This window comes from Bradyrhizobium sp. IAR9, from assembly GCF_013408065.1.
Taxonomy (GTDB): domain Bacteria; phylum Pseudomonadota; class Alphaproteobacteria; order Rhizobiales; family Xanthobacteraceae; genus Bradyrhizobium.
This window is the reverse complement of record NZ_JACBZW010000008.1, coordinates 44,015-70,826: the sequence shown is the minus strand read 5'-3', so window position 1 is coordinate 70,826 and position 26,812 is coordinate 44,015. Positions and strand designations below refer to the sequence as shown.

Sequence of the window (26,812 nt, the reverse complement as noted above, 5' to 3'; positions counted from 1 at the left end):
TCTGCCGCGCATTTTCTTTCTTATGGAGGGATGATGACTGCCTATCTGATATCGCTCGCGCTCGCGGGCCTGGTCGCAATCGTGCTGTGGGAGACGCTGTCGTGAGCGAGGATGTCGAATGCGAGCTTGCAAGCGAGCCGTCCCCCAAGCCCGCGGCCAGGAAGACGTCGAGGGCGCGGAGCCTGACCGAGATCCGCTCGCTGGCGCGCAGCCACACCAGGACGGCCCTGAGGGTTCTCGTCGGCATCATGCGCAGCGATGACGCGACACCGGCCGTGCGCCTTTCGGCGGCCAACGCCATCCTGGATCGCGGCTGGGGCAAGGCGGCACAGCCGATCGAGAACGGCGAAGACGGCGTGCCGGAATTGGTCCACCGGGTCGAGCGCGTCATCGTGCGCCCGGAAGACGCCATCGAGGGCGATGCTGGTCCGAAGGCCTGAGCTGCCGGATATCTTGATCTTGTGTTCGTCTCGATCGCGGTTGGTGCTGGGGTGGAGAATGCGGGCGAGAGAACGCCATCCGGAACGATCGCGATCAGAGACAAGAACGGCCTCCTTCATCAGATTCTCCACACCAACGCCAGACATGTGTGCTTACATCCCGGAGTATCGGCAATATCTGCGGAATGCCCCCGCGCGGTGCCTGCAACGTCTCCTGAAGACGTGCGGATCCTGATGAGAATGCCTGCAGGAAGCCCGAGCCGATCCGCGTTCGACTCAAGGCCGCCGGAGGTTCCGAACGTCGGCCCTTCTTCCACGCTCCCACTGCCGCGCAGAAATAGTTAGGAGGGCTCTTCGGGCTTTGGCCGCCATTCTCTGAAAACGCGGCCTCTCCCGACCTGACCCAAACTCAGCAAGGGCAACCTGAAACTCCAAACACCGAAGACTGGTCCGCGATGTGGCGCAGGCGCACTGGCCTGCCCTAGGGCGAGCGAGCGTAGCCATTGTCCATCCTGAAAATTCCGACGGCGAAGATCTTCGAGCCGCTGCTGAAACCCGCGCGCTACAAGGGCGTTTACGGCGGACGCGGCTCGGGCAAATCGCATTTTTTCGGCGAGCTCCTGGTCGAGACCTGCCAGGCCGAGCGCGGCACGCTCGCGGTCTGCATTCGCGAGGCGCAGCGTTCGCTGGCGCAATCTTCCAAGCGTCTGATCGAGGGCAAGATCTCGAGCCTGCGCCTTGGCCACGGCTTCAGGCTGTTCAGTGACAAGATCGAGACGCCCGGCGACGGGCTCATCATCTTCCGCGGACTTCAGGCCAATTTGGTCGTCTCTTTCTATTTCGCCAAGCGCGGCTTCGAGAATGTTGCGAGGATCATCAAGCGGTGAAGATTCAAGACGAGGAGATCCGGGCGATTGTCGCGGAGACACTGGCCGAGCAGCACCGAGTTCAGCAGGAGAGCGTCGATGCCATCGTATTGAAGGCGGTGGCATCGGTCCTGGCCTCGTTCGGGATCGAAGACGATGACCGGAAAGAGCTCAGAGCTGACTTCCAGCACCTGCGGCGCTGGCGGAAGAGCGTGGAACAAGCGCAGAGCTACACCTTCAAGGCGGTGATCACAGTCATTGCGACCGGTCTGATGGGTGCGGTCTGGCTCGGTGTCAAGGTCGTGCTGGGCAAGTGAGCCTCGACCGCTACGGAGTCGCAGGTCGCGCGCTCCCGATTACCCCGCCAATAGGTATCCCATGTACAGAATTCGTATCGTCGATGCCGACGATGATGAGACTGCCGAGATTCTCGGCGATCTGCACCGGCTGACATTCTTCGGTGGGGCGGCCCTGCCGCAGTTCGAATCGGGTACGTGGTGGCTCGCCTACCATGATGATGACGCGGTGGCCTTCGCCGGCGTTGTGCCGTCGACACATGCGCGAAACAGCGGATATTTTTGCCGCGTCGGGGTCTTGCAGCAGCATTGGGGGCGGGGACTTCAACTCAGGCTGATGCGAGCGATCGAGGCGCGAGGGCGGCGTCTGGGATGGGACAGCATCGTCTCCGATACGACGGACAATCCGGTATCTGCCAACAATTTCATCCATGCGGGTTATCGGATGTACGAGCCCGAATCGCCCTGGGCCTGGTCGCATACGCTTTATTGGCGAAAGTGGCTGCGCTGAGCAATTGGAGTGGTTTCCCGTGATGCGGAACGTGACCTTCTCAGACTAGAATTGCTGCGCAAGATGCGCGCAGCCTCCATACGCTCAAATATCTAACGGCCCGGCAGCTTGACGCTGCCGGGCCGTTTTTGCGTTTCAGGTGAAGCGAGCGAGGCCCTTGCGAAGTTGGCGGCGCCGGGCTTTAAGCTTGCTCCTGCAGGAAATTCGGCGACCACAAGCCGATGTAAGGGAGCGCTATCGATGCCGACCAAGCCTCAATTGCCGGAACGTTCGTCGCGAGCGGTGGAAGGGCCGAGTGCGCTCGACGGTCTGCTGGTCATCGATTTCACGCGTGTCGTCGCCGGCCCAGCCTGCACGCAGACGCTCGCCGATTTTGGCGCGCACGTCATCAAGATCGAAAATCCCGACGGCGGCGACGACACGCGCGCCTACGAGCACGCCGAAATTGGCGGAGAAAGCGCCGCCTATCTCAGCCTGAACCGCAACAAGCGCGGCATTGCGCTCGACCTTGCCGTGCCGGAGGCCCGCGAGATCGCGCTGGATCTGATCCGCAAGGCGGATGTGGTCGTGGAGAATTTCTCGAGCGGGGTCATGAAGAAGTTCGGGCTCGACTATGAGGCGGTCGCCCCGCTCAATCCACGGCTGGTCTATTGCTCGATCTCCGCCTACGGACGTTCCGGACCGTTCGCCTCGCGCCCCGGCTTCGATCCCATCACGCAGGCGGAAAGCGGCTTCATGTCGCTCAACGGATTTGCCGACGGCCCAGCGGTTCGTACCGGGCCGCCCATCGTGGATATGGCAACGGGGATGTCTGCCTGTAACGCCATCCTGATGGCGCTGTTGGCGCGGGACCGGCTCGGTCGCGGGCAGCATGTCGAAGTCGCCTTGTTCGACGTTGCGATAGGGATGACCGGCTTTTACGGCATGGCGTATCTCATCAATGGCGAAAACCCCGGCCGGTTCGGCAATTCGCCGAGCGGGTCTCCCACCGTCGGCGTCTATGAGGCCTCCGATGGGCCGCTCTACATGGCCTGCGCCAACGATCGGCTGTATCGCCGGCTCGTGGTCGAGGTGCTGAACCGGCCTGATCTCATCACCGATCCGCAGTTTGCCACGCGCAAGGCCCGCTCCGAGAACAAGGAGCTTTTGCGGGCAGCCATTGCAGAGGTCTTTGCCAGTGATACGCTCGAGAACTGGATGGCGAAAATGAAGCTGGCCAATATTCCGGTCGGCTATCTCCGGACGGTCGAGGAGGGGTTCAATGCGCCAGAGGCTCGCGAGCGCCATCGCTTGAGTCGCATTCCGCACCGTACAGCGGAATGGGTGCCCAATATCGAGCCGCCGATTACCATGAGCCTGACCGGCGCGATCGATCCCGTTGCGGCCCCTCTGTTAGGCGAGCATACCGAGGACGTCTTGCGCAGCATGCTCGGTTATGACGAGCATCGGATCGCGGAGTTTACCCGGAGGGGCGTCTTTGGCTCGGGCAAGCCTTCGACTCCGGTTTAAGCCGGAGCCGTTAGTCCGCTGGCAACAGGCATCGCGCGGCATCGGAATCGATGCCTTCATGATGCCTGCCGCATTGACTTGATTTGGTAAGGGGCCGGCCGCATAAATACGCCAAAGTGAGGGACACGAATGGCGCCTGGTCGAAAGCCGAGCATGGGTCAGCCCACCGGGCCGGAAGCCGGCGAACGCGCCTATTCGGCGATGATCGCAAAGGCCCGGACCCTCGTGCCGAGACTACGAGAGCGGGCGGCGCGGACGGAGGAGCTGCGGCATCTCCCGTCGGAAACCGAGATGGACCTCCATGAAGCCGGCCTGTTCCGGATGCTTCAACCGGCACGGATCGGCGGTGCCGAGCTCGACTATGTCGCTCTTGTCGACTGCGCTGAGCTGCTCGGACAGGCGGATGCGTCGGTAGCGTGGAATCTCGCCAATCTGGCGAGCCACCACTGGATGCTCGGCATGTTCGAGCAAAAGGCGCAGGATCTGGTCTGGGGCCGTGATCCGGATGCGCTGATCGCATCCTCGTTCATTTTTCCCGCCGGACGCGCCACGCGAGTCGAGGGCGGTTATCAGCTGCGCGGCAGCTGGCCATTCTCCTCCGGCGTTGCCTCCTGCGAATGGAACATGCTTGCAAGCGTGGTCTATTCCGACGACGAGGCGGACGGCATCGAATATCGCATCTTTCTGCTGCCGAAAGGCGATTACAGCGTGCTGGACACCTGGAACGTCGCGGGACTGCGCGGGACGGGGTCCTGCGACGTGGAGGTCAGGGATGTCTTCGTGGCCGACCATATGACAGTCGCCGTCGGCGACCTCTCAGGCGGCCCGACGCCGGGAAGCAAGGTCAATCCAAATCCGCTTTATACGCTGCCCGTGTTCTCGCTGTTTCCATACGTCCTCTCCGGTGTCGCGCTGGGGAATGCGCAAGCGTGCCTCGACGATTATACGGAGGTCGCACGTCATCGTATTTCGACCTACAACCGGGCCAAATTGAGCGATTTTCAAAGCACCCAGATCAAGATCGCAGAGGCCTCGGCGAAGATCGACGCTGCGCGCCTGATCATGCGGTCGGCGTGCCTCGACGCCATGGAGGATGCGCGGCGCGGTCACATCCCTGGCATGGCGACCAAGACCCGTTATCGGCGCGACGGATCTTTTTCGGTGAACCTGTGCACGGACGCGGTCTCGATGCTGTTTGCCGCAAGCGGCGCGCGCGGTCTGTTCACGACCGGCGTGTTGCAGCGGCAATTCCGCGATGCGCACGCGATCAACTCGCATCTCGCATTCAATTTCGATGCGGCCGGGACCAACTATGGACGGGTGGCGCTGGGCCTGCCGTCCGAAAATCTCACGCTCTGAGGCCGGCCGATGAATGATCTGCCGCAGCAGCCCGGCGCTCCCGATCCCGCCAATGAGTTCGCGAGCGACAGCTCGTCGATCGATCCTCGCGACTTTCGCAACGCGCTCGGAACCTATGCAACGGGCGTGGCGATCATCACGGCCGCAGCGCCTGACGGCAAGCCCTACGGACTGACTTGTAATTCGTTCGCCTCCGTCTCGCTGAACCCTCCACTGGTCCTGTGGAGCCTGGTCGTCTATTCCTCTAGTCTGACCATCTTCCAGAACGCCAGCCATTTCACCGTCAACGTGCTTGGCGCTTCGCAGCAGGCGCTTGCGGCAAAATTCGCCAAATCGTCGGACGACAAGTTCACAGGTGTGGATTGGACGCCGGGCCTCGGCGGAGCGCCGGTGCTTGCGGAGAGCGTCGCCAACTTTCAATGCCGCTCCGTGAATCGCTATTATGGCGGCGACCACGTGATCTTTCTCGGCGCGGTCGAGGCCTATACCTACGGTGCGAAGGAGCCGCTGCTCTTCGCGCGGGGGACGTTCGGCCGATTCCTCGCAGATGACGAGCGCAAGACGTCGCCTTGACGTGCTTCAGATCGCGCTCGACAGCTTAGCGCTCTGCCGCTGAAAGCTTGTAAATCTCCAGCGCGTCCGCTTCCGCGCCGCGAGCGGCCTTCGCGAGCCGGAAAAGTTGGCCCGCAAGCGTGGCCATCGGCACCGGCGTCGACGTTGCCTGCGCGACGTCGGCGACCGTATCGAGATCCTTGAGCATCGTGGCAATATGACCGAGCGGGGGCGAGTGAATGCCCTGGACCATTCTGGGCACGAAAAGCTGAAGCGGGATCGAGTCCGCGAAGCCGCCGGCGAGCGCTTCGGGCAGGCGATTGGCGTCAATACCGGCGTTGACGGCCAGGCGCGCGGCTTCTGCCAGCACGGCCATCGCGCATCCCACGATCACCTGATTGCAGAGTTTCGTGGTCTGGCCGGCGCCGGTCGGGCCCATGTGGGTGAACCTGCGCGCCATGGCCTGCACGTAGGGGCGCACCCTTTCGATCTCGTCTGCTTCTCCGCCGGCCATGATCGCAAGGGTACCTTCCTCGGCGCCCTTCGTTCCGCCGGAAACCGGTGCATCGATCCAGCCGGCGCCATTGGCGGCTTTCAATCGCTTTGCCAGATCGCGGGCGGCGTCGGGATGTATCGACGAGAAGTCGACGACAAGCTTGCCTGCGCCGGGCGCTGCCGCGAGCCCCTCAGGCCCGAAGATCACCTCCTCGACAGCCGCGGCATCCGTCACGCACATGAAGGCGATATCGGAGTTCGTCAGGAGATCACGAGGCGTGACTGCGCGCCTGGCTCCAGCCTCGGCGAGCGGAGCCACCTTGCCCTCCGAACGGTTCCAGACAGTGACCTGATAGCCGGCCTTGAGCAGGCGTCGGGTCATCGGCGTTCCCATCAGGCCAAGGCCGAGATAGCCGAGCCTCTCGACGCGTTGCGGGTTTGCCATGCTCGCATCAGCCATAGGTTGCCTCCTTCTGCCGCTGCGCGACGTGGCTTTACCATACATTGCGTATCGGACGGCAAAACCGCCGCGCTCGCATGGCTTGCCTGATTGTTTGAACCATGAAAGATTTGAGCCCGGTCGGGGTTGGGTGGCGCCGGTCGGCGCCGGAGCAGCGGAGTGGGCACGATGCGAACCGTTTCGAGATGGATCCTGGCTTTGGGGGCGACAGCGGCCGTGAGCGCGGGGGCAAGCCCGTCATGGGCGCAGCAGACGATCCGCGTCGGCTGGACGATCCCGGCCGAGGAATCGAAGTACTGGATGATGCGCCGCCCGGCTGAGTTTCCCAGTATCGGCAAGACCTACAATATCGAATGGACCCAATTCCAGGGCACCGCGCCTATGACGCAGGCCCTGGCAGCCGGTGCGCTGGACTGCGCGACGCAGGCGCCGCTCTCCCTCGCCAATGGCGTGGTCGGCGGCAATCTCAAAGCCTACATCGTGGCGCAGCACGTGTTCGAGAAGCCCGGCGGCTTCTCGGTCTACTGGGCCGTGATGGATGACTCGCCGATCAAGACGATTGCCGACCTCAAGGGCAAGACGGTTGGCATTTCCGTGATTGGCGGCGGCACGCAAGGCCCGTTCAACCTGCTCCTGAAGCAGAATGGCGTCGATCCGGCCAAGGATATCAAGCTGGTCGAGGTCGGCTTTGCCGTCTCCGAGGATGCGCTGCGCCAAGGCCGCGTCGATGCGGTGAATATGAACCAGCCGTTCGCCGCGCGGGCGGAGGCAAAGGGCGGTACAAGGAAGCTCTTCTCGCTGTCCCAGGCCATGCCGAACATCGTGCATATCCTGGAAGCCTGCCGTGCCGATTTCGTCGACAAGAACCCGGAACTGGTCAAGACCTATGTCCGTGACATCACCTCGGGCATGAAAAAGGCGCTGGCCAACCGCGAGGAGACTCTCAAGGTCGTCAATGAAGTGCTGAAGGCGCCGCTCCCGGTGCTCGAGACCTACCTGCTCAAGGATAACGATTTCGGCCGTGATCCAGGCGCGGCGCCGAACTTCCCGGCAATCCAGAAGATGCTGGACATCTACGCCGAGACCGGAATGCTGCCGAAGCTGGATGTCGCGCAGTTCAAGCATCCGACGATCGTCGCGCCGCTGCAGTAAGGCCACCAGGCGGGTGATCCGAGCCAGGTGCTCGCGGGCGTCCCGGGTCATCCGGGACGAGGCACGAAGAAGATGCACGTATGAAGAAGCTGCGATCACGAGTCACGACTGACGGTCTCGACCGGGCCCCGCACCGCGCATTCATGCGCGCAATGGGGCTGGACGACGCTGCGATTGCCAAGCCGATGGTGGGCGTTGTCAGCATGAAGGGCGAGCAGACGCCCTGCAACATGACCCACGATTTTCAGGTGGCCGCGGCCAAAACGGGCATCGAGGAGGCCGGCGGCACGCCGCGTGAATTCTCGACCGTGTCGGTTTCTGACGGCATCAGCATGAACCACGAGGGAATGAAGTTCTCGTTGTTCTCGCGTGAACTGATCGCCGACTCGATCGAGGCCGTCGTCCATGGTCTGGCCTACGATGCACTGATCGGATACGGCGGATGCGACAAGACGCTTCCCGGTGTGATGATGGGAATGGTTCGCTGCAACGTGCCCTCCATCTTCATCTACGGCGGCAGCGCGCTGCCGGGCCGCGTGGACGGGCGCACGTTGACGGTGCTCGATTCCTATGAGGCTGTCGGCAGCTTCATGACGGGTGAGATCGACGGCGCCGCCCTCGAGCGGATCGAGCGTGCCTGCTTGCCGACGATCGGCGCGTGCGCCGGCCAGTTCACCGCCAACACCATGGGAATGGTCTCGGAGGCGATGGGCCTGACTATCCCCAACGTCTCGATGGTGCCCGGCGTCTATGCCGAGCGTGCGCAGATATCTCGGCGCGCCGGATGCCTGATCATGGAGATGCTGGAACGCGGCGGGCCGTTGCCTCGCGACATCGTGACGCGGAAGTCCCTCGAGAACGGCGCGGCGATCGTTGCGGCGACGGGTGGTTCGACCAATGCCGCGCTGCATCTGCCCGCCATCGCCAATGAGGCCGGCGTTGCGTTCACGATCGACGATGTGGGCGAGGTCTTCGCCAAGACGCCGCTGATCGGAAATCTGCGGCCTGGGGGCAAATATACGGCAAAGGATGTCTACGACATCGGCGGCGCGGCGGTCGTGATCCGTGAGCTGATTCAGAGCGGGCACATCGACGGCGGCTGCCTGTCCATCACCGGCCGGACGCTTGCCGAAGAGTATGGCGCCGCCAACGCGCCCGATGGAGAAGTCGTATACGCGGCGGGCGCGCCGATCATGCCTGACGGCGGCGTGGCGGTGCTGAAGGGAAATCTTTGTCCCGACGGTGCGGTGATCAAGGTCGCCGGTTTGAAGAGTCAATTCTTCGAAGGCGTGGCGCGCGTTTTCGAGGACGAGGAAGCCTGCGTCGCATCGATTCGTGACCGCAGCTATAGGGCGGGCGAGGTTCTCGTGATCCGCAATGAGGGGCCGGTCGGCGGCCCCGGCATGCGCGAGATGCTCGGCGTCACCGCGTTGATCTACGGGCAGGGCATGGGCGAAAAGGTCGCCCTGATCACCGATGGCCGGTTCTCCGGCGCGACCCGCGGCATGTGCATCGGCTACGTGGCCCCCGAAGCATTTGTTGGTGGTCCGCTGGCGCTCGTTCGCGACGGTGACAGGATCCGGATCGATGCCGCAAACCGGCGGATGGATGTGCTGCTCGATGAGCAGGAACTCACCGCGCGGCGACGGGATTGGAAGCAACGTCCGCCGCGTCACCGTGCGGGCGCGCTCGCAAAGTATGCGCGACTGGTTGGGCAGGCGCCGGGCGGAGCCGTGACGCATGAAGGCCCGGCAGAATGGCCGTGGTTCGAATGACGCACCGCACGGGTGCGAAATCGACCGCCTGTCTGGCAGGTTTCTTGCTAAGCTCGTGCCGCTGGCGGAGAACGTTCAGCAGGTTCGTCGGGGAATGTTCGCGCGAGTGAGACGGGATGACGGTAGTGCCTGCGAGATCGAGCGAATGGGTGAGACCGGTGAGATCACAAGAGCCGGCTTCTGCAATCATCGAGATCGACCGCGTCTCGCAGGTCTTTCAGACTTCGGCGCGCAAGGATCATGTGGCGCTTTCCGAGATCTCGCTGACGATCGAGGAGGGCGCCTTCGTCTCCATCCTTGGGCCGTCCGGCTGCGGCAAGTCGACACTGCTTTATATCGTCGGCGGTTTTGTCAGTCCGACCAGCGGCTCGGCGAAGATCAAGGGACATGCGATCACGGGTCCCGGTCCGGATCGCGGACCGGTGTTCCAGGAGTTTGCGCTGTTCCCCTGGAAGACCGTGCTGGGCAACGTGATGTATGGCCCGCGTCAGCAAGGAGTGCGCGCCACCGAGGCGGAAGCGCAAAGCCGGGCCTTGATCGAGATGGTTGGTCTCAAGGGCTATGAGAGCTTCTATCCCAAGGAATTGTCGGGCGGCATGAAGCAGCGCGTGGCGTTGGCGCGGACGCTCGCTTACCATCCGGAAGTGCTGTTGATGGACGAGCCGTTTGGTGCGCTCGACGCGCACACTAGGACGCGGCTGCAGAACGACCTTCTCAACATCTGGGAGCGCGACCGCAAGACGGTGCTGTTCGTCACCCATTCGGTCGACGAAGCCGTCTTTCTCTCGGACAAAGTCGTGATGATGTCGAAATCGCCCGGCCGCATCCGCGAGGTGATCGACATCGATCTGCCGCGACCGCGCCGACGCAACGAGCTGTTGCTCGACCCCCGCTATCAGAAGTACGTCGTCGATATCGAGCGCATGTTCGATGAAAGCGACGAAGCCGGGCCGGCATCATGATGTCGTCGGCCACCTTGATCAGACGGGCCGCTCCGGTGCTGGCCTGCATCGGGTTGCTGGCCGTGTGGCAGGTTGCATCGCTTGCGCTCAAGAACGACAGCTTCCCGACGGCAACCGAGGCGATCCGGGCAATTCCGGATATTCTCGGCGACAATGAATCCCTGATCAACATCCTGGCCTCGCTTCGCCGCATGGCGATCGGATTCGGTGTGGCGGTGCTGGTTTCGATTCCGCTGGGCCTGCTGATGGGACGCAGCCGCGGCGTCGCGGCCTTTTTCAATCCGCTCCTGATGGTGATTTATCCGGTGCCGAAGGCGGCATTGATGCCGATCATCATGCTTTGGCTGGGCGTCGGCGACGTCACCAAGACATTGGTGATCTTCCTGGGCGTCAGTCTTCCCGTGATCTATCACAGCTTCGAGGGGGCCAAGGCCGTCGAAGAGAAGATGCTGTGGTCAGGTGCCGCGATGGGGCTTTCGCCGGCACAACGCCTGGTGCGGATCGTGTTGCCCGCGGCGCTGCCGGAGATCCTGACCGGCTGCCGCACGGGACTGGTGCTGGCGCTGATCACGATGATCACCAGTGAGATGATCGCCCGCCAGTCCGGCGCCGGCAATATCCTGTTCAATGCGCTCGACATGGGCCAATACGACACCGTCTTTGCGATGATCATCATCGTGGGCGCGATGGGTATCTGTCTCGACGCGATTTTTGAAAGGGTTCGGGCCAGACTCGTGCGTTGGTCCGAGCCTCAGTTCGACATGCCGCTGAGTTTTTCGTGATGTCGCGCTTTCTCTCCGCAAACGTCCTTCTCGGCATTGCCCCGATCGTGCTGGTCATCGCCTTGTGGCAAGGCCTGGTGTCATTCGGCTTCGCGCCCGCGGTCTTGCTGCCGCCGCCGGGCTTCGTCTTCAGCCGGCTGCTCCAGCAACTCGTGACGTGGACGTTTCAGCAGGAGATCGCCGCAACCCTGGTCCGGCTGTTTGCCGGCTTCGCGATTGCGGTCGTGCTGGGTGTCAGTATCGGCATTGCCGCCGCCGCCAATCCGGCGATCAATGCCGTGGTTCGGCCGATCGTCCGCGTATTGGCGCCGCTGCCCAAGGTCGCGCTCTATCCGGCACTCCTGCTCTTGCTCGGATTCGGCCACGGGTCGAAGATCACATTGGTAGCCGCGGACGCGCTCTTTCCCATTCTGCTCTCGACCTATTACGGCGCGTCGACCGTCGAACAGAAGCTGATCTGGTCGGCGATGGCGGCGGGAACACCGCGCTACGAAATCCTCTTAAAGGTGGTGCTGCCGGCGGCGATGCCGTCGATCCTGACCGGATGCCGGATCGGGCTTGTCATTTCCTGCATCGTGGTGTTTCTGGCAGAGATGATCACGTCGACGGACGGATTGGGGCACGCGCTCGTGACCGCGGCGCGAACTTTTCAGGCCGTCGACATGTTCGTGCCGCTGATCACGATCTCGCTGCTGGGCCTGATCTTGAATGGCCTGCTCGGCGCGTTGCGCTCGTACCTGCTGCGGGGCTTTCCCGAGGCGTGAACCGACCAAGAAGAAACCAGAAGACCGGGAGTGAACCATGCTGGCTGATCGCATCGAGGCAAAATGGATCGACGCATTTTGCGAGATCTTTGAACGTTGCGCCGTCAAGGCCGGCGATACCGCGGCGATCCTCTCGGAAACCCAGTCGCGTGCGTTGAATGTGCATCTGGCGGAGCTCGCGCTGCTGCGCATGGGCGCGCGGCCGTTTCACGTGGTGATGCCCACACCGCGCAACCGCAACATCGTTCCGGTTCGCTCAACGGGGGCGAGCGAGGCGATCCAGAAGCTTGGGCCAGTCATCAGCGCACTTCAGCAGGCCGGCTTCGTGGTGGATTGCACCATCGAAGGCCTGATGCACGCGGTGGAGACGCCGGAGATCCTCAAAGCCGGTGCGCGGATCCTGGTGATCTCGAACGAGCATCCCGAAGCGCTGGAGCGGATGGTGCCGGATCCCGCGCTCGAGAAGCGCGTTCGTGCGGCGGCCAAGATGTTGCGCGGGACCAAGCGGATGCGGGTGACCTCGAAGGCCGGCACCGCGCTCGATGTCGACATGGTCGGAGCGTCCACGGTCGGTGTCTGGGGCTGGACCGACAAGCCCGGCACGCTGGCGCATTGGCCAGGCGGAATCGTCGTCAGCTTCCCCAAGAGCGGGACCATCAACGGCACGCTGGTGATGGCGCCGGGCGACATCAATCTCACCTTCAAGCGCTACCTGACGTCACCTGTGAAGATGACGTTGAAGGACGACTATGTCGTCGAGCTGGAAGGCGAAGGCACGGATGCCGCCATGATGCGCGCCTATCTCGCCGCCTGGGGCGATCGCGAGGCATATGCCGTGTCGCATGTCGGCTTCGGCATGAACCCCGGTGCGCGCTATGAAGCGCTTTCGATGTACGACCAGCGCGACACCAACGGCACCGAGATTCGGGCCGTCTCCGGCAATTTCCTGTTCTCGACCGGCGCGAACGAGTTCGCCGGCCGCTACACGGCGGGGCATTTCGACCTGCCGATGATGGGAACGACCATCGAGCTCGATGGCGTCGCGGTCGTTCGCGAAGGCGTGTTGCAGGACGTCTTCGGCTAATTGCGGTCGAGCACGGGTGGACGCGCAAGGTCGAAATGGCGCAGCAGATCCACCATGGCCTGAAGCCGCTTTACGCGATAGGCGTCAACGTCCATGCCCGAATAGTCGAGAAAGCCGGCACCCGTGCGTAACCCGATCCGACCTTCATGCATGTTGCGTGAGATGACGTCCGGCGCGCGGTAACGGTCGCTGCCAAGCGCGCCTTCGAGATAGCGACTGGCGTAGTACAAGATATCGCCGCCACCCCAGTCGATGAATTCGAGCAGTCCGAGTACCGCGTAGCGGAAGCCAAAACCGTAGCGGATCGCCTTGTCGATCTCCTCGGCACTGGCGACGCCTTCCTCGACCATGCGTGCGGCCTCGTTCATCGCCAGCGCCTGGATGCGCGGAACGATGAAGCCGGGCGTCGCCGCGCAGACGACCGGGACCTTGCCGATGCCTTCGAGCAGTCCCTTGACCTCGGCGACGATTGCCGGATCGGTGGCCTTGCCGGGCGAAACCTCGACCAGCGGAATCAGATAGGCTGGGTTGAGCCAATGCACGTTGAGGAAGCGGCGAGGATTCACGATCGCGCCGGAGAGATCATCGACGAGGATGGTCGACGTCGTCGATGCAATGATCGTGTCCGGTCGGACCTGCCGTGAGGCTGACCCAAGCACCTCGCGCTTGAGCTCGACGACCTCCGGAACCCCTTCGAAAACCATACCGGCCTCGGAGAGTGCTGCCCCGCTCTGGCTGGCGGGCACCACCGAGACGCGCGCGACGAGCGGATCGACATCGGCCTTAGTCAGCAGCCCCAGCTTGGACAGGCTGGCAAAGGTCTTCGCGACCTCGCCGAGCGCGTCCGCCTCCAGCTTGGCAAACTCCTCCGCGGAGCGCGCCTTGACGTCGATCATCGTGACCTGATGCCCAGCGTAGGCGAAAGCGACGGCAATGCCGCGCCCCATGCGGCCAGCCCCCAGACAGACGATGTTGGCGCGATTGGTCATCGGTCAAAATCCATTGCGAAGCAACGTCTGCAATTCAGCCTTGCTGAGATTGTCGAGCCCCAGCGTCTCAAGCGTTCTGCCGCCCTGCGCAAAGTTCTCGCCGCAAATCGCGCCACCGATCGCCAGAAAAGCTTTCGCCAGCGGCGTGGCCACGCCGGCCAGGCCGGCAGCGGAGACCAGCAGCGACAGCCCAAGCCGCAGGTCCTCACGCATATAGCGGTGCTCCGTCAGCACGATCCGCTCGCGCCAGTCGCCTGAATCCGTCAGCCGGTCGTGCGAGCCGCGGCCATACATCCAGATCTCGCCCTCTTTCGCATAGTGATGAGCGAGCGGGAAATGCGGTGCGCCGTAGCCGAGCGCTTCGCGTACGGCAATCCGCTCGGCATCAAGCGCGTCGGTCACCCGGCGGATCGCGGCCTGCGTCCCTTCCTTGTGAATGTCCCAGCGCTCGAAATGTTCGATTGGACCTGCATTCATCACGATCAGCGGCGGATGGATGATCGGCCCTGCATTCATCAGCGCACCGGACAGCGCGTCTCCGCACGGCTCGATCGTATCGGGGAAAGCGCGTCCGATGACCTCGAGCGCATGCGGTGCCCGGTCGAGGGGGAACACGCCGACTGGAAGCCGTTTGGCGCGGATGGTGATCGCGACCTCGAACGGTCCGTGCTTGCGGGTGAGCCACGGCAATGTGCCGGTTTCGGCAAAGCTTGCCTTGGCCTGGTTCCCAGCTTCCCGCGCGGCCTCTGCGAAGATCATCGAGCCGAATGTCGCTGGCGGCAGAAATACGACCTGACCGTCCCGCAGATGCGGGGCGAGCAGGCGAGCGATATCAGTCTGCGCGAAGGCAGGCGCGGGGCACAGGATCAGCTCGGTGTCGTTGACAGCTTCGGCGATGTCGGTCGTGACCAGCGCGAGCTTCACGTCGTGGCGGCCGTTGTGATCCTTGACCAGGATGCGCGAGCCGGCGGCGCGATGTGCCGCGACTTGATTGGCATCGCGGCGCCAGAGCCGCACTTCATGCCCCGACAGCACAAAATCGCCCGCGGCCGCGAAGGAGCCGTTTCCCCCACCCAGAACTGCAATCTTCAAGATGCTTCTCCTTGCGCGCGCGACTGCGCATCGAGCTGCTTCAGCAGGAAATGCTGGACCTTGCCGAGCGCGGTGCGCGGCAGGTCGGTGACGAAGACGATATCGCGTGGCACCTTGTAGCGGGCCAGTTGCGTCTGGATATATGTCTTGAGTTCATCCGCTTCGAGCCGGGAGCCGGATCTCCGTATCACATAAGCGATCGGCACCTCGTCCCAGCGCGGATCCGGCCGGCCGATCACGGCGCATTCCCTGACATCAGGATGTTCGAGCAGGACGCGCTCGACCTCGGCCGGATAGACGTTTTCTCCACCTGAAATGATCAAGTTCTTCTTGCGGTCGCGGACCCAGAAATAGCCGTCGGCGTCGCACAGGCCGATGTCGCCGGTGCGATACCAGCCGTCGTGCAACGCATCGCGCGTGGCGTCCGCATTGCCCCAATATTCGAAGAACACATTGGGACCGCGCACCGCGATTTCGCCCGGCGTGCCCGCCGGCAGTTCGTTGCCAGCCTGATCGATGATCTTTGCCTCGCAGCACAGGCCGGCGAGTCCGGTCGATCCCACCCGCGAGAGGTCGCCGCCGAGGCGCGTATAGATCGCGATGGGGCAGGTTTCCGTCGAGCCGTAGACCTGAAGCACCGGGACATCGCGCGCGACGAAACGCTCGATCAGATGCGGCGGCACGATGGTCGAGCCGGTGGCGACGGCGTTGAGTGACGAAAGATCAGTGGCGGCCCAGGCAGGATGTTCGCTCACCGCTTGGATGATTGCAGGCACCATGACCGTGAGTGTCGGCCGCTCCTGTTCGATGGTCGCGAGCGCGGTATCCGGCGTGAAGCGCGCGTGGACCGTGACGGTCGCGCCAAGCTGCAGTGCCGGCGTGGTCTGGATGTTGAGGCCGCCGACGTGGAAGAACGGCAGCACGGTCAGCACATGATCGTCGGACGTCATGTTGTGCATGTGCTGGCTCATGACGCCGTTCCAGAACAGCGCCTCCTGGCGCAGCACCGCTCCTTTCGGTCGCCCGGTTGTCCCCGATGTGTAGACGATCAGCAGCGGGCAGGAGAGATCGGTGTGCGGATTTCGGCTGCTGCCGTCACTGCGCGCCAGCAGGCTTTCGAATGTCGTGCCGCGGGGCGGTGCGAAGTCGAGGCCGACGACGGCAGTCCCCGGCGCGGTCCGGGCGAGCCCGGAAAGAACGCCCTCAAATGCCTGCTCGAGCACCAGCACATTGGCGCCCGCATCGGTGAGGATGAAGAGCTGCTCGGCGACCGCGAGCCGCCAGTTCAGCGGCACAAGTATCGCGCCAAGTCGCGCGCAGGCATAGAGCAGAACCAGATAGTCCGGCCGGTTCAGACTCAGAATGGCGACGCGGTCGCCGCGGCCGACGCCGAGCTCCTGCTTCAATGCCGTCGCGGTGTGTTCGATGCGTGCGGCGAACGCCGCATAGCTCAGCCGTTCCCCTTCGAAGGCAATGGCTGTCTTGTCTGGCGCGAACGCCGCGTTGCGATCGATCAGACTGCAGAGGTCCACCGTCAGTCGTCCGTCTCGCCGGTCTCATACAGCGCCTCGCGTCCGATCCGGTCGAGGCAGAGTTCGGCAGTCCAGGGCAGCATCAGCGAGCCGCAGCGGCTGTCGCGATAGATCCGCTCCAGCGGCAGCGAGCGAAGCATGGCCTGGCCGCCGCAGGTGCGGATCGCGAGCGCGGCGAGCTCGCTGGCACCCTCCATCACCGAATATTGCGCGGCGTAGGCCCGCAGCACCTGCTCCTTGCTCGGATTGGCGCAGGCTTCGGTGACGGCCTGGAACCAGATCGCCTTGATCTGCTCGAGCTTGATCTGCATCTGCGCGACCGCGATCTGCTTGGTCGGATACATCCGCCGCTTGACCGGTGGCATGCCCGGCACTTCGCCGCGCAGATAGCGCACGGTGAAGTCATAGGCGGCTTGAGCCAGGCCCATATAGGTCGGCGACAACGTCAGGAACATGTGCGGCCAGCGCATCGCGGCCTGGAAATAGACGCCGCGCGGCATCAGTGCAGAGTCGGTCGGCACGAACACGTCCTTGAACAGAAGCGTCCGTGAAACCGTTCCGCGCATGCCGAGCGGGTCCCAGTCACCGACGACCGAGACGCCTTCGGACTTGGCTGATATCGCGAGGTAAAGCGTGTTGCGGCGCGAGGCCTTCTCGCCTTCCTCGATCTCGGTGCAGAGCACGCCGTAATAGTCGGCGTGGCCGGAGAGCGATGCGAAAATCTTCTTGCCGTTGACGATCCAGCCGCCCTCGACCTGCCTTGCTTCCGTGCCGAAGGCGACACCGCCTGCGGCGGCCGCTCCGCCCTCGGAGAAGGGTTGCGAATAGATCGCACCGTCCTCGACGATGCGCTTGTAGTGAACCGCGCGCCGCCGCTCGTGCTCGGCGCGGGTGTCCGCGTCCATGTCGAGATCGTCGGCGAGCGGCCCCGACCACAGGGTCGAGCACACGTGCATGTTCCAGGTCAGCGCGGTCGCGCCGCAATAGCGGCCGATCTCGGCAGCCGCCAAAGCATAGGTCTGGTAGTTCGCGCCGAGCCCGCCATGTTTCTTGGGCACGGCAATGCCGAGCAGACCGACGCGGTGCAGGTCGCGATAATTCTCGATCGGGAAGGTCGCCTCGCGATCGTAGGTCGCAGCGCGAGCGGCGAACACGCTTTGGCCGATCTCCCTTGCGCGGGTGATGATGCCGGCCTGCTCGTCGCCGAGGCGGAATGCAACGGGATCGAAGATCGGCGCATCCAGTGCAACCTTGTCGGTCGTGCCGATCGTCTTGCTGACTTGCATGGTCATTGCGCAGTCACCTTACGCTTTGGTCGCGAGAGAGTTCAGGAACCGGCCGAGGGCCTCGTCGAAGGCCTCGGGGCGCTCGAGGTTGGCGAGATGGCCGACGCCGGCGAGCTCGACATATTCGGCACCAGGGATGTAGCTCGCCGTCTTTGCCATCATCGGCGCGGGCGCATTGTTGTCCTTGGAACCCGACAGCAACAGCGTGGGGACGGAAATATTCGCAAGCGTGCTGCGCTGATCGAAGCCGATCAGAGCCAGCATCATGGCACGATAGCTTGCTTCGGGCACGCTCCCCATGCATTCGCGTGCAAGCTCCATCCCGTTCGGATCGGGATCGTCGCCGACAAGCTCCTTCACCAGCGAGGGCGCCAGTGACTTCATCGTCTCCCCGCGATCGAGCGGCCCGAGCCGTGCCGCGATGAACGATTTCTGCCACTCGCCGTCGGCCTTGCCGAAGGCAGGGCTGGTCTGCGCCAGCACGACCGCGCGTGCCAGCTTTGGAGATTGCACCAGCCATTTCTGCACGATCATGCCGCCGATCGAGTGACCGACCAGGATGGGTCTGGCCGCGCCGAGCTGTTCGATGAATTGCTGGAGCGCCTCCGCCAGGGCAGCAATACTGACGCTGGCGAGCGGCGCCGATCTGCCGTAACCCGGCATATCCCATGCAATTGCGCGGAAGCCGCCGCCGAACGTGGCAAGTTGCCGCCGCCAGGCCCGCGCTGCACCGCCGATGCCGTGCAGGAAAATGAGAGGTGTCGCATTCGGATCGCCCGCGGCTTCATAGGCGAAGCGTCCGTCCTTTGTTATCATTGGCGCAGGCTGCGACACGCGACATCCTTTTGCTTGGCCCTTGATGCTAACAGGCCTGTGGGGGATGGGAAGCGATAATTTTATACTTAAAGCAATTTTCGGGCCGCCCTCTCGTGCCGTGACGTTTGCCGTGGCGAGCGCCGCTTTCGTTGCAAAAATTTGAAGGTTAAAATATATCGGAGGAACGATCATTGGATCCGAGGGAGCCTGCGCATGTCCGGATTGCCGCACTCGCCGCACGCACTGGTGACCGGTGGTGGCCGCGGCATCGGCCGCGCGATCGCGGCGTCTCTTGTCGGTGCCGGGGCCATCGTGACGGTGCTTGGCCGGAATGCCGCGACTCTTGCGGAGGCGGTCGACGCCGGCGCCGCGCATTTTGCGGCCGTTGCCGATGTTTCGGACGAAACGTCGTTGAAGGCCGCTATTAGCGAGGCCAGCGCGCGGCAGCCGATTGATATCCTGATTGCCAATGCAGGCAGCGCCGAATCGGCGCCATTCGCGAAGTCGGACGCCGCTCTTTTTGCGCGCATGATGGATGTCAATTTCATGGGCGTTGTCCACGCCGCCCGTGCTGTGCTGCCGGGCATGAAAGATCGTCCCTATGGCCGAATTGTCGCGGTCGCGTCGACGGCGGGGTTGAAGGGCTACGCCTATGTCAGCGCATACAGCGCGGCCAAGCATGCCGTGATCGGTCTGGTGCGCTCCCTTGCCATCGAGATGGCCGGAAGCAATATCACCGTGAACGCTGTGTGTCCGGGCTTCACCGACACCGATCTCGTCGCGGGCAGCATCGAGAACATCATGAACAAGACGGGGCGTAGTCGCGAGCAGGCGATCGCAGAGCTCGCGAAACACAATCCGCAAGGACGCCTGATCGCACCTCGGGAAGTGGCAGACGCGGTGCTCTGGTTGTGCGGCGAGGGCGCCGGCGCGATCACCGGGCAGGCGATTGCCGTGGCCGGGGGCGAGGTCTAGCGTGAATGGCGCAGGCGCGGAACAACGAAGCCAAGGAGATCGCATGAGCAGACCAGCAAATCCCGTCACCATTCCGCTCGCGGACTATTCGCCGCAGCACTTCGTGCTGGCGGTGGTCGACGGCGTCGCGACGGTCACGCTCAACCGGCCCGAACGAAAGAATCCGCTGACGTTTGAAAGCTACCGGGAACTGACCGATTTCTTCCGCGCTTGCGCCTTCGACGACGAGGTCAAATCCATCGTCGTCACCGGCGCTGGCGGCAATTTCTCGTCCGGTGGTGACGTGTTCGAGATCATCGGCCCGCTGGTAAAGATGGACACCAAGGGGCTGACGGCCTTCACGCGGATGACCGGTGACCTCGTCAAGGCGATGCGGGCCTGCCCGCAGCCGATCATAGCCGCGGTCGAGGGCATCTGTGCCGGGGCTGGTGCGATCGTCGCCATGGCCTCGGACATGCGTCTCGCGGCGAGCGGGGCCAAGGTCGCGTTCCTGTTCAACAAGGTGGGCCTCGCCGGTTGCGACATGGGCGCCTGCGCGATCCTGCCGCGGATCATCGGACAGTCCCGCGCCTCCGAGCTGCTCTATACCGGCCGGTTCATGACCGCGGAGGAGGGTGAGCGCTGGGGCTTCTTCAGCCGCATCGTGACGTCGGAGCAGGTGCTGTCCCAGGCGCAGGTCCTGGCCAAGCAGATCGCGGAAGGGCCTACCTTCGCCAACACCATGACCAAGCGGATGCTGGCGATGGAATGGGCCATGTCGGTGGAGGAGGCGATCGAGGCGGAAGCGGTTGCCCAGGCCCTGTGCATGACCACGGCCGATTTCGAGCGCGCCTTCGAGGCCTTCGCCAACAAGGTCAAGCCGGTCTTCAGGGGCGACTAACGGCGTCTTTGTCCGAGCCGGCCAGCAAGGGGGGACTTGCGCGAAATTATTTTAGGCTTAAAATAGTTTCATGGCCGGGTGAATTGGCGAGGCTCCCATGAAAGTCGCGATCATCGGTGGCGGACCTGCGGGTCTTTACGCTGCGATCCTGCTCAAGAAGCAGCGCCCGGGCGCCGACATCACGGTGTATGAGCGCAATCGGGCCGACGACACCTTCGGCTTCGGCGTGGTGTTCTCGGATGCCACGCTGGACAATTTTGAAAAACACGATCTGCCGAGCTATCGCCGCATCACCCAGGAGTTCGCCTACTGGGACGACATCGCCGTGCATTTTCGCGGCACGGTCCACCGGGTCGGCGGTAACGGCTTTTGCGGCTGCTCGCGGCGCAAGCTGCTCCTGATCCTTCAGGAGCGGGCCCGCGAGCTTGGCGTCGTCCTGCATTTCGAGGTGGACGTCGACGACGAATCCCGCTTCGCCGATGCCGATCTCGTCCTGATCGCCGACGGCATCAACAGCCGCTTCCGCGAGAAATACATCGATCATTTCCAGCCAGAGGTCGACCTCCGCTCCAACAAGTTCGCCTGGATGGGCTCGACCAAGCCGCTCGATGCCTTCACCTTCATCTTCCAGGAGACCGAGTGGGGGCCGTTCATCGCCCACGCCTATCAGTATGAGGCCGGACACTCGACCTGGATCTTCGAGACCGATCCCGAGACGTTCGAGCGGGCTGGCCTCACGGGGCTGGACGAGACCCAGTCCGCCGCGCGGATGGCCGAGATTTTTGGCTGGTTCCTCGATGGGCACAAGCTGCTCATCAACCGTTCGATGTGGCGCAATTTCCCGATGATCCGCAGCAAGCGCTGGGTCAAGGACAACATGGTGCTGCTCGGCGATGCCAAGGCGAGCGCGCATTTTTCGATCGGCTCCGGCACCAAGCTCGCGATGGAAGACGCGATTGCGCTGGCCGATGCGATGGAGAAAGCTCCCAGCATCAAGGCGGCGCTTGATGTCTACGAGCAGGGCCGCCGTGAGGAGGTCGAGAAGACGCAGCACGCCGCCGACGTCTCGCTGGTCTGGTTCGAGCATGTCGACCGCTTCTGGAATTTTGATCCCGTGCAGTTTGCCTTCGGCGTGATGACGCGCTCGAAGGCGATCACCTATGACAATCTCAAGCTCCGCGCGCCCGATTTCGTGGCCGAGGTCGAGAAGTCATTTGCCAAACAGGTTCGCGACAGCGGCTTTGACGTCGACATCAAAAAGCCGGCGGTGCCGTTGTTCCAGCCGTTCCGCCTGCGCGAGATGGAGGTCGCCAACCGCGCCGTGATGTCGCCGATGTGCATGTATTCGGCGAAAGAGGGCGTGCCGACCGACTTCCACCTCGTGCACTATGGATCGCGCGCGATCGGTGGCGCCGGCCTCATCTTCACGGAGATGACCTGCGTCAGCCACGATGCCCGAATCACGCCGGGCTGTGCCGGCCTGTGGAACGACGAGCAGGAGGCGGCGTGGCGGCGCATCGTGGACTTTGTCCACGGCAATTCGGCCGCGAAAATCTGCCTGCAACTCGGCCATGCCGGCCGCAAGGGTGCGACCAAGCTGATGTGGGACGGCATGGATCGCCCGCTGGACGAAGGCGGCTGGGACGTGTTCTCCGCATCGCCACTACCCTATTTCCCCGACAGCCAGGTGCCGCGCGAGCTCGATCGCGCCGGCATGAATGCGGTGCGAGACTCTTTCGTCGCGGCGGCCGAGCGCGGCGAGCGCTGCGGCTTCGACATGCTGGAGCTGCACTGCGCCCACGGCTATCTGCTCGCCAGCTTCATCTCGCCGCTGACGAACACCAGGACGGACGAATACGGCGGCTCGCTCGACAGCCGTCTGCGCTTCCCGCGCGAGATCTTCGAGGCGCTCCGCGCGGTCTGGCCGTCGCACAAGCCGATGTCGGTACGTATCTCCGCGACCGATTGGGCTGACGGCGGCATCACCGGCGACGATGCGGTGGCGGTTGCGCGCGCTTTCGCCGAGGCTGGTGTCGATCTCGTCGACGTCTCGACGGGACAGACGGTCCGCGACGCGCAGCCGATCTACGGCCGCATGTTCCAGACGCCGTTCTCGGATCAGGTCCGCAACGAGGCACGCGTCGCCACGATGTGCGTCGGCAACATCACGACCGCGGACCAGGCCAATACCATCCTGGCTGCTGGCCGGGCGGATCTCGTGGCGCTTGGGCGGCCGCATCTGGTCGATCCGTTCTTCACCATGAGGGCGGCGGCCTGGTACGGGGCAGAAAGCGCATTCTGCCCGCCCCAATATCTGCCCGGGAAGGATCAAATTTTCCGCAACAGCGTCCGCGACCGCCAGGATCTGGAGGAGCTGCGCATTAAGGCTAAGCCCAAGACCCGGGCCGAGCTCAAGGCGGAGGCGACAAAGCCGCTTGCGGCGGAGTAACCGCCCGTGCGACGTTAACCTCATTGCCTGGCATATTTCGAGTGGAGTAAGGGCGATGAAGGCGATTATCGTCGGTGGCGGTATCGGTGGTCTCACCACGGCGCTGATGCTGCGTTCGCGTGGCATCGGATGCGAGATCTTCGAGCAGGCTGACACCATTCGTGAGCTCGGCGTCGGCATCAATACGTTGCCGCATGCCATGCGCGAGCTTGCCGGACTCGGCCTGCTCCAGAAGCTCGACGATGTCGCGATCCGCACCGATCAGCTTTACTATCTCAACCGCCACGGCCAGGAGGTTTGGCGCGAAGCCCGCGGCATCGACGCCGGCCACGACGTGCCCCAATTCTCGATTCATCGCGGCCGGCTTCAGGGCGTCATCCATCGCGCCGTCGAGGAGCGGCTCGGAGTGGATGCAATCCACACCGGCTGCCGCCTCGGCGCGTTCACGCAGGACGAGGGCGGCGTCACCGCCTACTTCTTCGATCGTGCCGGCGCGCATGTCCACACCGCGCGCGGCGACATCCTGATCGGCGCCGACGGCATCCACTCCCGCGTCCGCGAGACGTTGTTCCCAAATGAAGGTCCGCCGTGCTGGAACGGCCTGATGCTGTGGCGCGGTGCGCGCGACTGGCCGCTGTTCCTCACCGGCAAATCGATGATCGTGGCCGGCGGCCTCAATGCCAAGGTGGTGATCTATCCGATCGCGGAGGGATCGAGCCCGGCGAGCCGCCTGACCAACTGGGCCGTGCTGGTGAAGGTGGGCGAGGGCAATGCGCCACCGCCGCGGAAGGAAGACTGGTCGCGGCCGGGCCGCCGCGAGGAGCTGATGCCGCACGTCGCTCGCTTCTCGGTGCCTTATGTCGACGTCAAAAGCCTGATCTCGGCGACGCCCGAATTCTACGAATATCCGACCTGCGACCGCGATCCCTTGCCCTATTGGTCCTCGGGCAGAGTCACGCTGCTCGGCGACGCCGCGCATCCCATGTATCCGGTCGGCTCCAATGGCGCCTCGCAGGCGATCCTCGATGCGCGCTGCCTTGCGGACGCGCTTGTGCGCGCCGAGCATCCGCGCCAGGCTCTGCTCGAATACGAGAAGAAGCGCCTGCCGATGACGGCCGATATCGTGCGCTCCAACCGGCGCGGCGGCCCTGAAGGCGTCATCGACGCCGTCGAGCAGCTCGCCCCCGACGGCTTTGACAATGTCGACAATGTGCTGAGCTATTCCCAGCGCGAGGCCATCGTGCGCGGCTACGCCACCAAGGCGGGCTTCGCCGCAGTGCCGGGGCTTGCGGCGGTGCGCGCTTAAGGCCTGCCGCTAGCCAGCGCCGGGCGGCGGCAGGAAGTGGATGTTGAACTCGGCGGCCATCGCCACCACGTCCTCCGGCTTCTGTTCCTTCATGTTGTGAAGGCCCCAGAACAGGTCGAACAGCTTCTTGGTCGGTGACACCCAGAACAGCACCTTTGCGGTCTGCTCCGACTTGTTGAAGATGCCGTGCGGCACGCCCATGCCGAGGCGGATCAGGTCGCCGGCGGTCGCCTGCGACTCGGAATTGCCCAGCATGAAGTCGAGCTTGCCCTCCAGCATGTAGAGATATTCATCCTGGTCGGGATGAATGTGCGGCGGCACGAACGTGCCCGGCGGCAATGTCGCGTGCCAGGAGAAGCTGTGCTCGGTCTTGCTCTTCGGCACGTAGGTTTGACCGAGGATGTTCCAGGAAATGCCCTGGATCCCCTCGTTGGCCCGGGTAATGCCGGTGATCTCGCTGCTCATTGAAGTCCTCCCTTAACGCGACGCGCGGCTTAGTTCGCCGCCTTGCAGTCCTTGGCGTAGCGGTCGCCGTAATTCTCGAAGACCTTCTGCACGATCTCGGTCTGGAACTTACCGTCCGGACGCTTGGCGACCTTGGTCAGATAAAAATCCTGGATCGGATAGCCGTTGGTGTTGAACTTGAAGGTGCCGCGCAGCGAGGTGAAGTCGGCCTTCTTCAGCGCGGCCTGGACCGCGTCCTTGTTCGACAGGTCGCCCTTCACGGCCTTGACCGCGCTGTCGATCAGCATCGCGGCGTCATACGCCTGGAAGGCGTAGGTGCCGGGCACGACGTTATAGGCGGCTTCATAGGACGCGACGAACTTCTTGTTCTGGGGATTGTCGAGATTGGGCGCCCAGTTGGCGCCGCCAAACATGCCGACGGCCGCATCCTGCTGCGCCGGCAGCGTCGATTCATCCACCGTGAACGCCGAGAGCACCGGAATGCTGTCGGCGAGGCCGGCCTGCCGGTACTGCTTGACGAGATTGACGCCGAGACCGCCGGGCATGAACGTGAACAGCGCATCGGGCTTCTGCGAGGAGATCTTGGAAAGCTCCGGCTGGAAGTCCAGCGTGTTCAGCGGCATGTAGGATTCCTCGACGATCTCGCCCTTGTAGTCGAGCTTGAAGCCCGCCACCGAATCCTTGCCGGCCTGATAGTTCGGCACCATCAGGTACATGCGCTTGTAGCCGCGATCCTGCGCGACCTTGCCGAGGATCTCGTGCACCTGATCGTTCTGATACGAGGTCACATAGAAGAACGGGTTGCAGTCCTTGCCGGCAAAGGTCGACGGGCCGGCGTTGGGGCTGATCAGAAAGGTCTTCGATTCCGTCACGGGCCGGTGGATCGCCTGCAGGATGTTGGAGAAGATCGGGCCGATCACGAAGTCGACCTTGTCGCGTTCCAGCAGACCCTTGACCTTGGTCACCGCCGCGTCCGGCTTCAGTTCGTCATCGACGACGACGACCTCGACGTCACGGCCGCCCATCTTGCTGCCGAGGTCCTTTACTGCGAGCGCAAAGCCGTCGCGAACCTGCTGGCCAAGCGCGGCGGCTGGTCCCGACAGGGTCACGATCACCCCGAGCTTGATCTTCTCCTGGGCGAGAGCGGGGGTCACGGCGGTGCCGAGCAGCAGGGCTGTTGCGGCCAAGGTCAATTGCGTCTTCATGATCTGTCCCCCGTGACATCAGGGCTTGCGTTGCAAGCCGCGTACTCTGATCCAAGCTTATGCTGATGATGGCGGCCGCGGCAAGCAGCGCTCAAAGTGTCGTCATCCCGCGGGCAGCGGCGCATGCAAGCGGCGCGCCAATTATTTGAAGCCTAAAGAAATTGGCGTGCGGTCGATTGTTGCAGCTTTGGACTTGCGGCCGGCGTCGATTTATTTGAAGCTCAAAATGTTGGGGAATCCGTGCCGGCGCCAATGCCCGCCGAGAGTGAACGCACCGAGATGCTCGATTCCGAGACCAAGGCCGTCGAAACGCCGGAAGACCATGCCGACGAGCTTCGGCTGTGGCTGCGCCTTCTGACCTGCACCACCGTGATCGAGGGCGAGGTTCGCGGCCGGCTGCGGCAGCGGTTCGACGTCACGCTGCCCCGCTTCGATTTGATGGCGCAGCTCGACAAGGCGCCTGACGGCATGACGCTGTCCGATGTCTCCAAGCGGATGATGGTGTCGAACGGCAATGTGACCGGTCTCGTCGAGCGCCTCGTGGAATCCGGCCATCTCGACCGTCGTACCTCGGAGACGGATCGCCGGGTCCAGGTGATCCGCCTCACGAAACTCGGTCGCGCCGAGTTCCGCAAGATGGCCGCGGAGCACGAGACCTGGATCGCCGATCTCTTCGCCGACCTTTCGCCGAAGGATGTGCGCGAATTGATGCGGCTGCTCGCCAAGACCAAGGCGTCGGCGCAGAAATCGGCCGCGCGCCGCCGGCCGTAAGCACCGCCGCCCAATCCCTTTTGCCGCAGGAAAAAGCAC

26 protein-coding genes are annotated in these 26,812 nt (G+C 63.6%); 18 read left to right on the top strand and 8 right to left on the bottom strand.

Annotated elements, in window-relative coordinates:
* Positions 1 to 101: 101 nt before the first annotated feature.
* The 7 genes from GGD67_RS21495 (at position 102) to GGD67_RS21465 (ending at position 5,554) form a co-directional block, all read left to right on the top strand.
* A complete protein-coding gene (locus GGD67_RS21495) occupies positions 102 to 440 on the top strand; it encodes a hypothetical protein (RefSeq protein ID WP_179735682.1) in 339 nt (112 codons plus the stop codon).
* A 503-nt stretch (positions 441 to 943) separates the two neighbouring features.
* Positions 944 to 1,327, top strand: coding sequence for a phage terminase large subunit (locus tag GGD67_RS21490; protein WP_246784320.1), 384 nt, complete (start codon positions 944 to 946; stop codon positions 1,325 to 1,327).
* Positions 1,324 to 1,623: a hypothetical protein gene (locus GGD67_RS21485; RefSeq protein ID WP_092260851.1), complete on the top strand. Its 300-nt coding sequence runs from the start codon at positions 1,324 to 1,326 to the stop codon at positions 1,621 to 1,623. Before GGD67_RS21490 ends, GGD67_RS21485 begins: the two co-directional genes overlap by 4 nt.
* Before the next feature lie 61 nt (positions 1,624 to 1,684).
* Positions 1,685 to 2,113: a GNAT family N-acetyltransferase gene (locus tag GGD67_RS21480; protein WP_179735680.1), complete on the top strand. Its 429-nt coding sequence runs from the start codon at positions 1,685 to 1,687 to the stop codon at positions 2,111 to 2,113.
* 240 nt (positions 2,114 to 2,353) lie between these two features.
* Positions 2,354 to 3,622, top strand: coding sequence for a CaiB/BaiF CoA-transferase family protein (locus GGD67_RS21475; protein WP_179736003.1), 1,269 nt, complete (start codon positions 2,354 to 2,356; stop codon positions 3,620 to 3,622).
* A gap of 153 nt (positions 3,623 to 3,775) precedes the next feature.
* Positions 3,776 to 4,981, top strand: coding sequence for an acyl-CoA dehydrogenase family protein (locus GGD67_RS21470; RefSeq protein ID WP_246784321.1), 1,206 nt, complete (start codon positions 3,776 to 3,778; stop codon positions 4,979 to 4,981).
* A 9-nt stretch (positions 4,982 to 4,990) separates the two neighbouring features.
* The gene (locus GGD67_RS21465) at positions 4,991 to 5,554 is read left to right on the top strand and encodes a flavin reductase family protein (protein ID WP_179735676.1); all 564 of its coding nucleotides are present in this window, start codon (positions 4,991 to 4,993) and stop codon (positions 5,552 to 5,554) included.
* A 25-nt stretch (positions 5,555 to 5,579) separates the two neighbouring features.
* On the opposite strand, the gene GGD67_RS21460 is transcribed toward GGD67_RS21465, so the two are convergent.
* Positions 5,580 to 6,488, bottom strand: a complete 909-nt coding sequence (locus tag GGD67_RS21460) for an NAD(P)-dependent oxidoreductase (protein ID WP_179735674.1) — start codon at positions 6,486 to 6,488, stop codon at positions 5,580 to 5,582.
* Between the two features lie 168 nt (positions 6,489 to 6,656).
* On the opposite strand from GGD67_RS21460, the gene GGD67_RS21455 reads away from it, so the two are divergent.
* From GGD67_RS21455 to GGD67_RS21430, 6 genes are all read left to right on the top strand, one after another.
* Entirely contained in the window at positions 6,657 to 7,640 is a 984-nt protein-coding gene (locus GGD67_RS21455) for an ABC transporter substrate-binding protein (RefSeq protein WP_026202149.1), read from the top strand.
* An 80-nt stretch (positions 7,641 to 7,720) separates the two neighbouring features.
* A complete protein-coding gene (gene ilvD / locus GGD67_RS21450; protein WP_179735672.1) occupies positions 7,721 to 9,415 on the top strand; it encodes a dihydroxy-acid dehydratase in 1,695 nt (564 codons plus the stop codon).
* 116 nt (positions 9,416 to 9,531) lie between these two features.
* Positions 9,532 to 10,377, top strand: coding sequence for an ABC transporter ATP-binding protein (locus GGD67_RS21445; protein ID WP_179735670.1), 846 nt, complete (start codon positions 9,532 to 9,534; stop codon positions 10,375 to 10,377).
* Positions 10,374 to 11,159 (top strand): ABC transporter permease, encoded by a 786-nt coding sequence (locus tag GGD67_RS21440; RefSeq protein ID WP_179735668.1) that lies wholly within the window; start codon positions 10,374 to 10,376, stop codon positions 11,157 to 11,159. Before GGD67_RS21445 ends, GGD67_RS21440 begins: the two co-directional genes overlap by 4 nt.
* Complete coding sequence (locus GGD67_RS21435) at positions 11,159 to 11,923, top strand: ABC transporter permease (RefSeq protein WP_179735666.1); 765 nt, start codon at positions 11,159 to 11,161, stop codon at positions 11,921 to 11,923. The genes GGD67_RS21440 and GGD67_RS21435 overlap by 1 nt, the downstream gene beginning before the upstream one ends.
* 37 nt (positions 11,924 to 11,960) lie before the next feature.
* The gene (locus GGD67_RS21430; RefSeq protein ID WP_018319234.1) at positions 11,961 to 13,007 is read left to right on the top strand and encodes a M29 family peptidase; all 1,047 of its coding nucleotides are present in this window, start codon (positions 11,961 to 11,963) and stop codon (positions 13,005 to 13,007) included.
* On the opposite strand, the gene GGD67_RS21425 is transcribed toward GGD67_RS21430, so the two are convergent.
* Genes GGD67_RS21425 through GGD67_RS21405 form a run of 5 tightly spaced genes read right to left on the bottom strand, consistent with a single transcriptional unit; the run spans position 13,004 to position 18,740 of the window.
* Entirely contained in the window at positions 13,004 to 13,996 is a 993-nt protein-coding gene (locus tag GGD67_RS21425) for a 3-hydroxybutyryl-CoA dehydrogenase (protein ID WP_179735664.1), read from the bottom strand. The two genes, GGD67_RS21430 and GGD67_RS21425, sit on opposite strands and share 4 nt — an antisense overlap.
* A gap of 3 nt (positions 13,997 to 13,999) precedes the next feature.
* Complete coding sequence (locus tag GGD67_RS21420; protein WP_179735662.1) at positions 14,000 to 15,088, bottom strand: NAD/NADP-dependent octopine/nopaline dehydrogenase family protein; 1,089 nt, start codon at positions 15,086 to 15,088, stop codon at positions 14,000 to 14,002.
* A complete protein-coding gene (locus GGD67_RS21415) occupies positions 15,085 to 16,620 on the bottom strand; it encodes a class I adenylate-forming enzyme family protein (RefSeq protein ID WP_179735660.1) in 1,536 nt (511 codons plus the stop codon). The genes GGD67_RS21420 and GGD67_RS21415 overlap by 4 nt, the downstream gene beginning before the upstream one ends.
* A gap of 2 nt (positions 16,621 to 16,622) precedes the next feature.
* Positions 16,623 to 17,912 carry an acyl-CoA dehydrogenase family protein gene (locus tag GGD67_RS21410; RefSeq protein WP_179735658.1) on the bottom strand — a complete coding sequence of 430 codons (1,290 nt, stop codon included), beginning with the start codon at positions 17,910 to 17,912 and terminating at the stop codon, positions 16,623 to 16,625.
* A gap of 12 nt (positions 17,913 to 17,924) precedes the next feature.
* Positions 17,925 to 18,740 (bottom strand): alpha/beta fold hydrolase, encoded by an 816-nt coding sequence (locus tag GGD67_RS21405; protein ID WP_179736001.1) that lies wholly within the window; start codon positions 18,738 to 18,740, stop codon positions 17,925 to 17,927.
* A 195-nt stretch (positions 18,741 to 18,935) separates the two neighbouring features.
* On the opposite strand from GGD67_RS21405, the gene GGD67_RS21400 reads away from it, so the two are divergent.
* The 4 genes from GGD67_RS21400 (at position 18,936) to GGD67_RS21385 (ending at position 24,332) form a co-directional block, all read left to right on the top strand.
* Positions 18,936 to 19,697, top strand: a complete 762-nt coding sequence (locus GGD67_RS21400) for an SDR family NAD(P)-dependent oxidoreductase (protein WP_179735656.1) — start codon at positions 18,936 to 18,938, stop codon at positions 19,695 to 19,697.
* Positions 19,698 to 19,740: 43 nt separating this feature from the next.
* A complete protein-coding gene (locus GGD67_RS21395; protein ID WP_018319240.1) occupies positions 19,741 to 20,577 on the top strand; it encodes an enoyl-CoA hydratase family protein in 837 nt (278 codons plus the stop codon).
* A gap of 97 nt (positions 20,578 to 20,674) precedes the next feature.
* Positions 20,675 to 23,026 carry a bifunctional salicylyl-CoA 5-hydroxylase/oxidoreductase gene (locus tag GGD67_RS21390; protein WP_179735654.1) on the top strand — a complete coding sequence of 784 codons (2,352 nt, stop codon included), beginning with the start codon at positions 20,675 to 20,677 and terminating at the stop codon, positions 23,024 to 23,026.
* Positions 23,027 to 23,081: 55 nt separating this feature from the next.
* The gene (locus tag GGD67_RS21385) at positions 23,082 to 24,332 is read left to right on the top strand and encodes a flavin-dependent oxidoreductase (RefSeq protein ID WP_179735651.1); all 1,251 of its coding nucleotides are present in this window, start codon (positions 23,082 to 23,084) and stop codon (positions 24,330 to 24,332) included.
* 9 nt (positions 24,333 to 24,341) lie between these two features.
* Here the strand turns inward: GGD67_RS21385 and GGD67_RS21380 are convergent, their stop codons facing one another.
* Both GGD67_RS21380 and GGD67_RS21375 read right to left on the bottom strand, forming a co-directional pair.
* Positions 24,342 to 24,797 carry a cupin domain-containing protein gene (locus tag GGD67_RS21380; RefSeq protein WP_179735649.1) on the bottom strand — a complete coding sequence of 152 codons (456 nt, stop codon included), beginning with the start codon at positions 24,795 to 24,797 and terminating at the stop codon, positions 24,342 to 24,344.
* Positions 24,798 to 24,826: 29 nt separating this feature from the next.
* Positions 24,827 to 26,002 (bottom strand): ABC transporter substrate-binding protein, encoded by a 1,176-nt coding sequence (locus GGD67_RS21375; RefSeq protein WP_179735647.1) that lies wholly within the window; start codon positions 26,000 to 26,002, stop codon positions 24,827 to 24,829.
* Positions 26,003 to 26,254: 252 nt separating this feature from the next.
* Between GGD67_RS21375 and GGD67_RS21370 the strand changes: the two genes are divergently transcribed.
* Positions 26,255 to 26,773 carry a MarR family winged helix-turn-helix transcriptional regulator gene (locus GGD67_RS21370; RefSeq protein ID WP_179735645.1) on the top strand — a complete coding sequence of 173 codons (519 nt, stop codon included), beginning with the start codon at positions 26,255 to 26,257 and terminating at the stop codon, positions 26,771 to 26,773.
* The last annotated feature ends 39 nt before the right edge of the window (positions 26,774 to 26,812 follow it).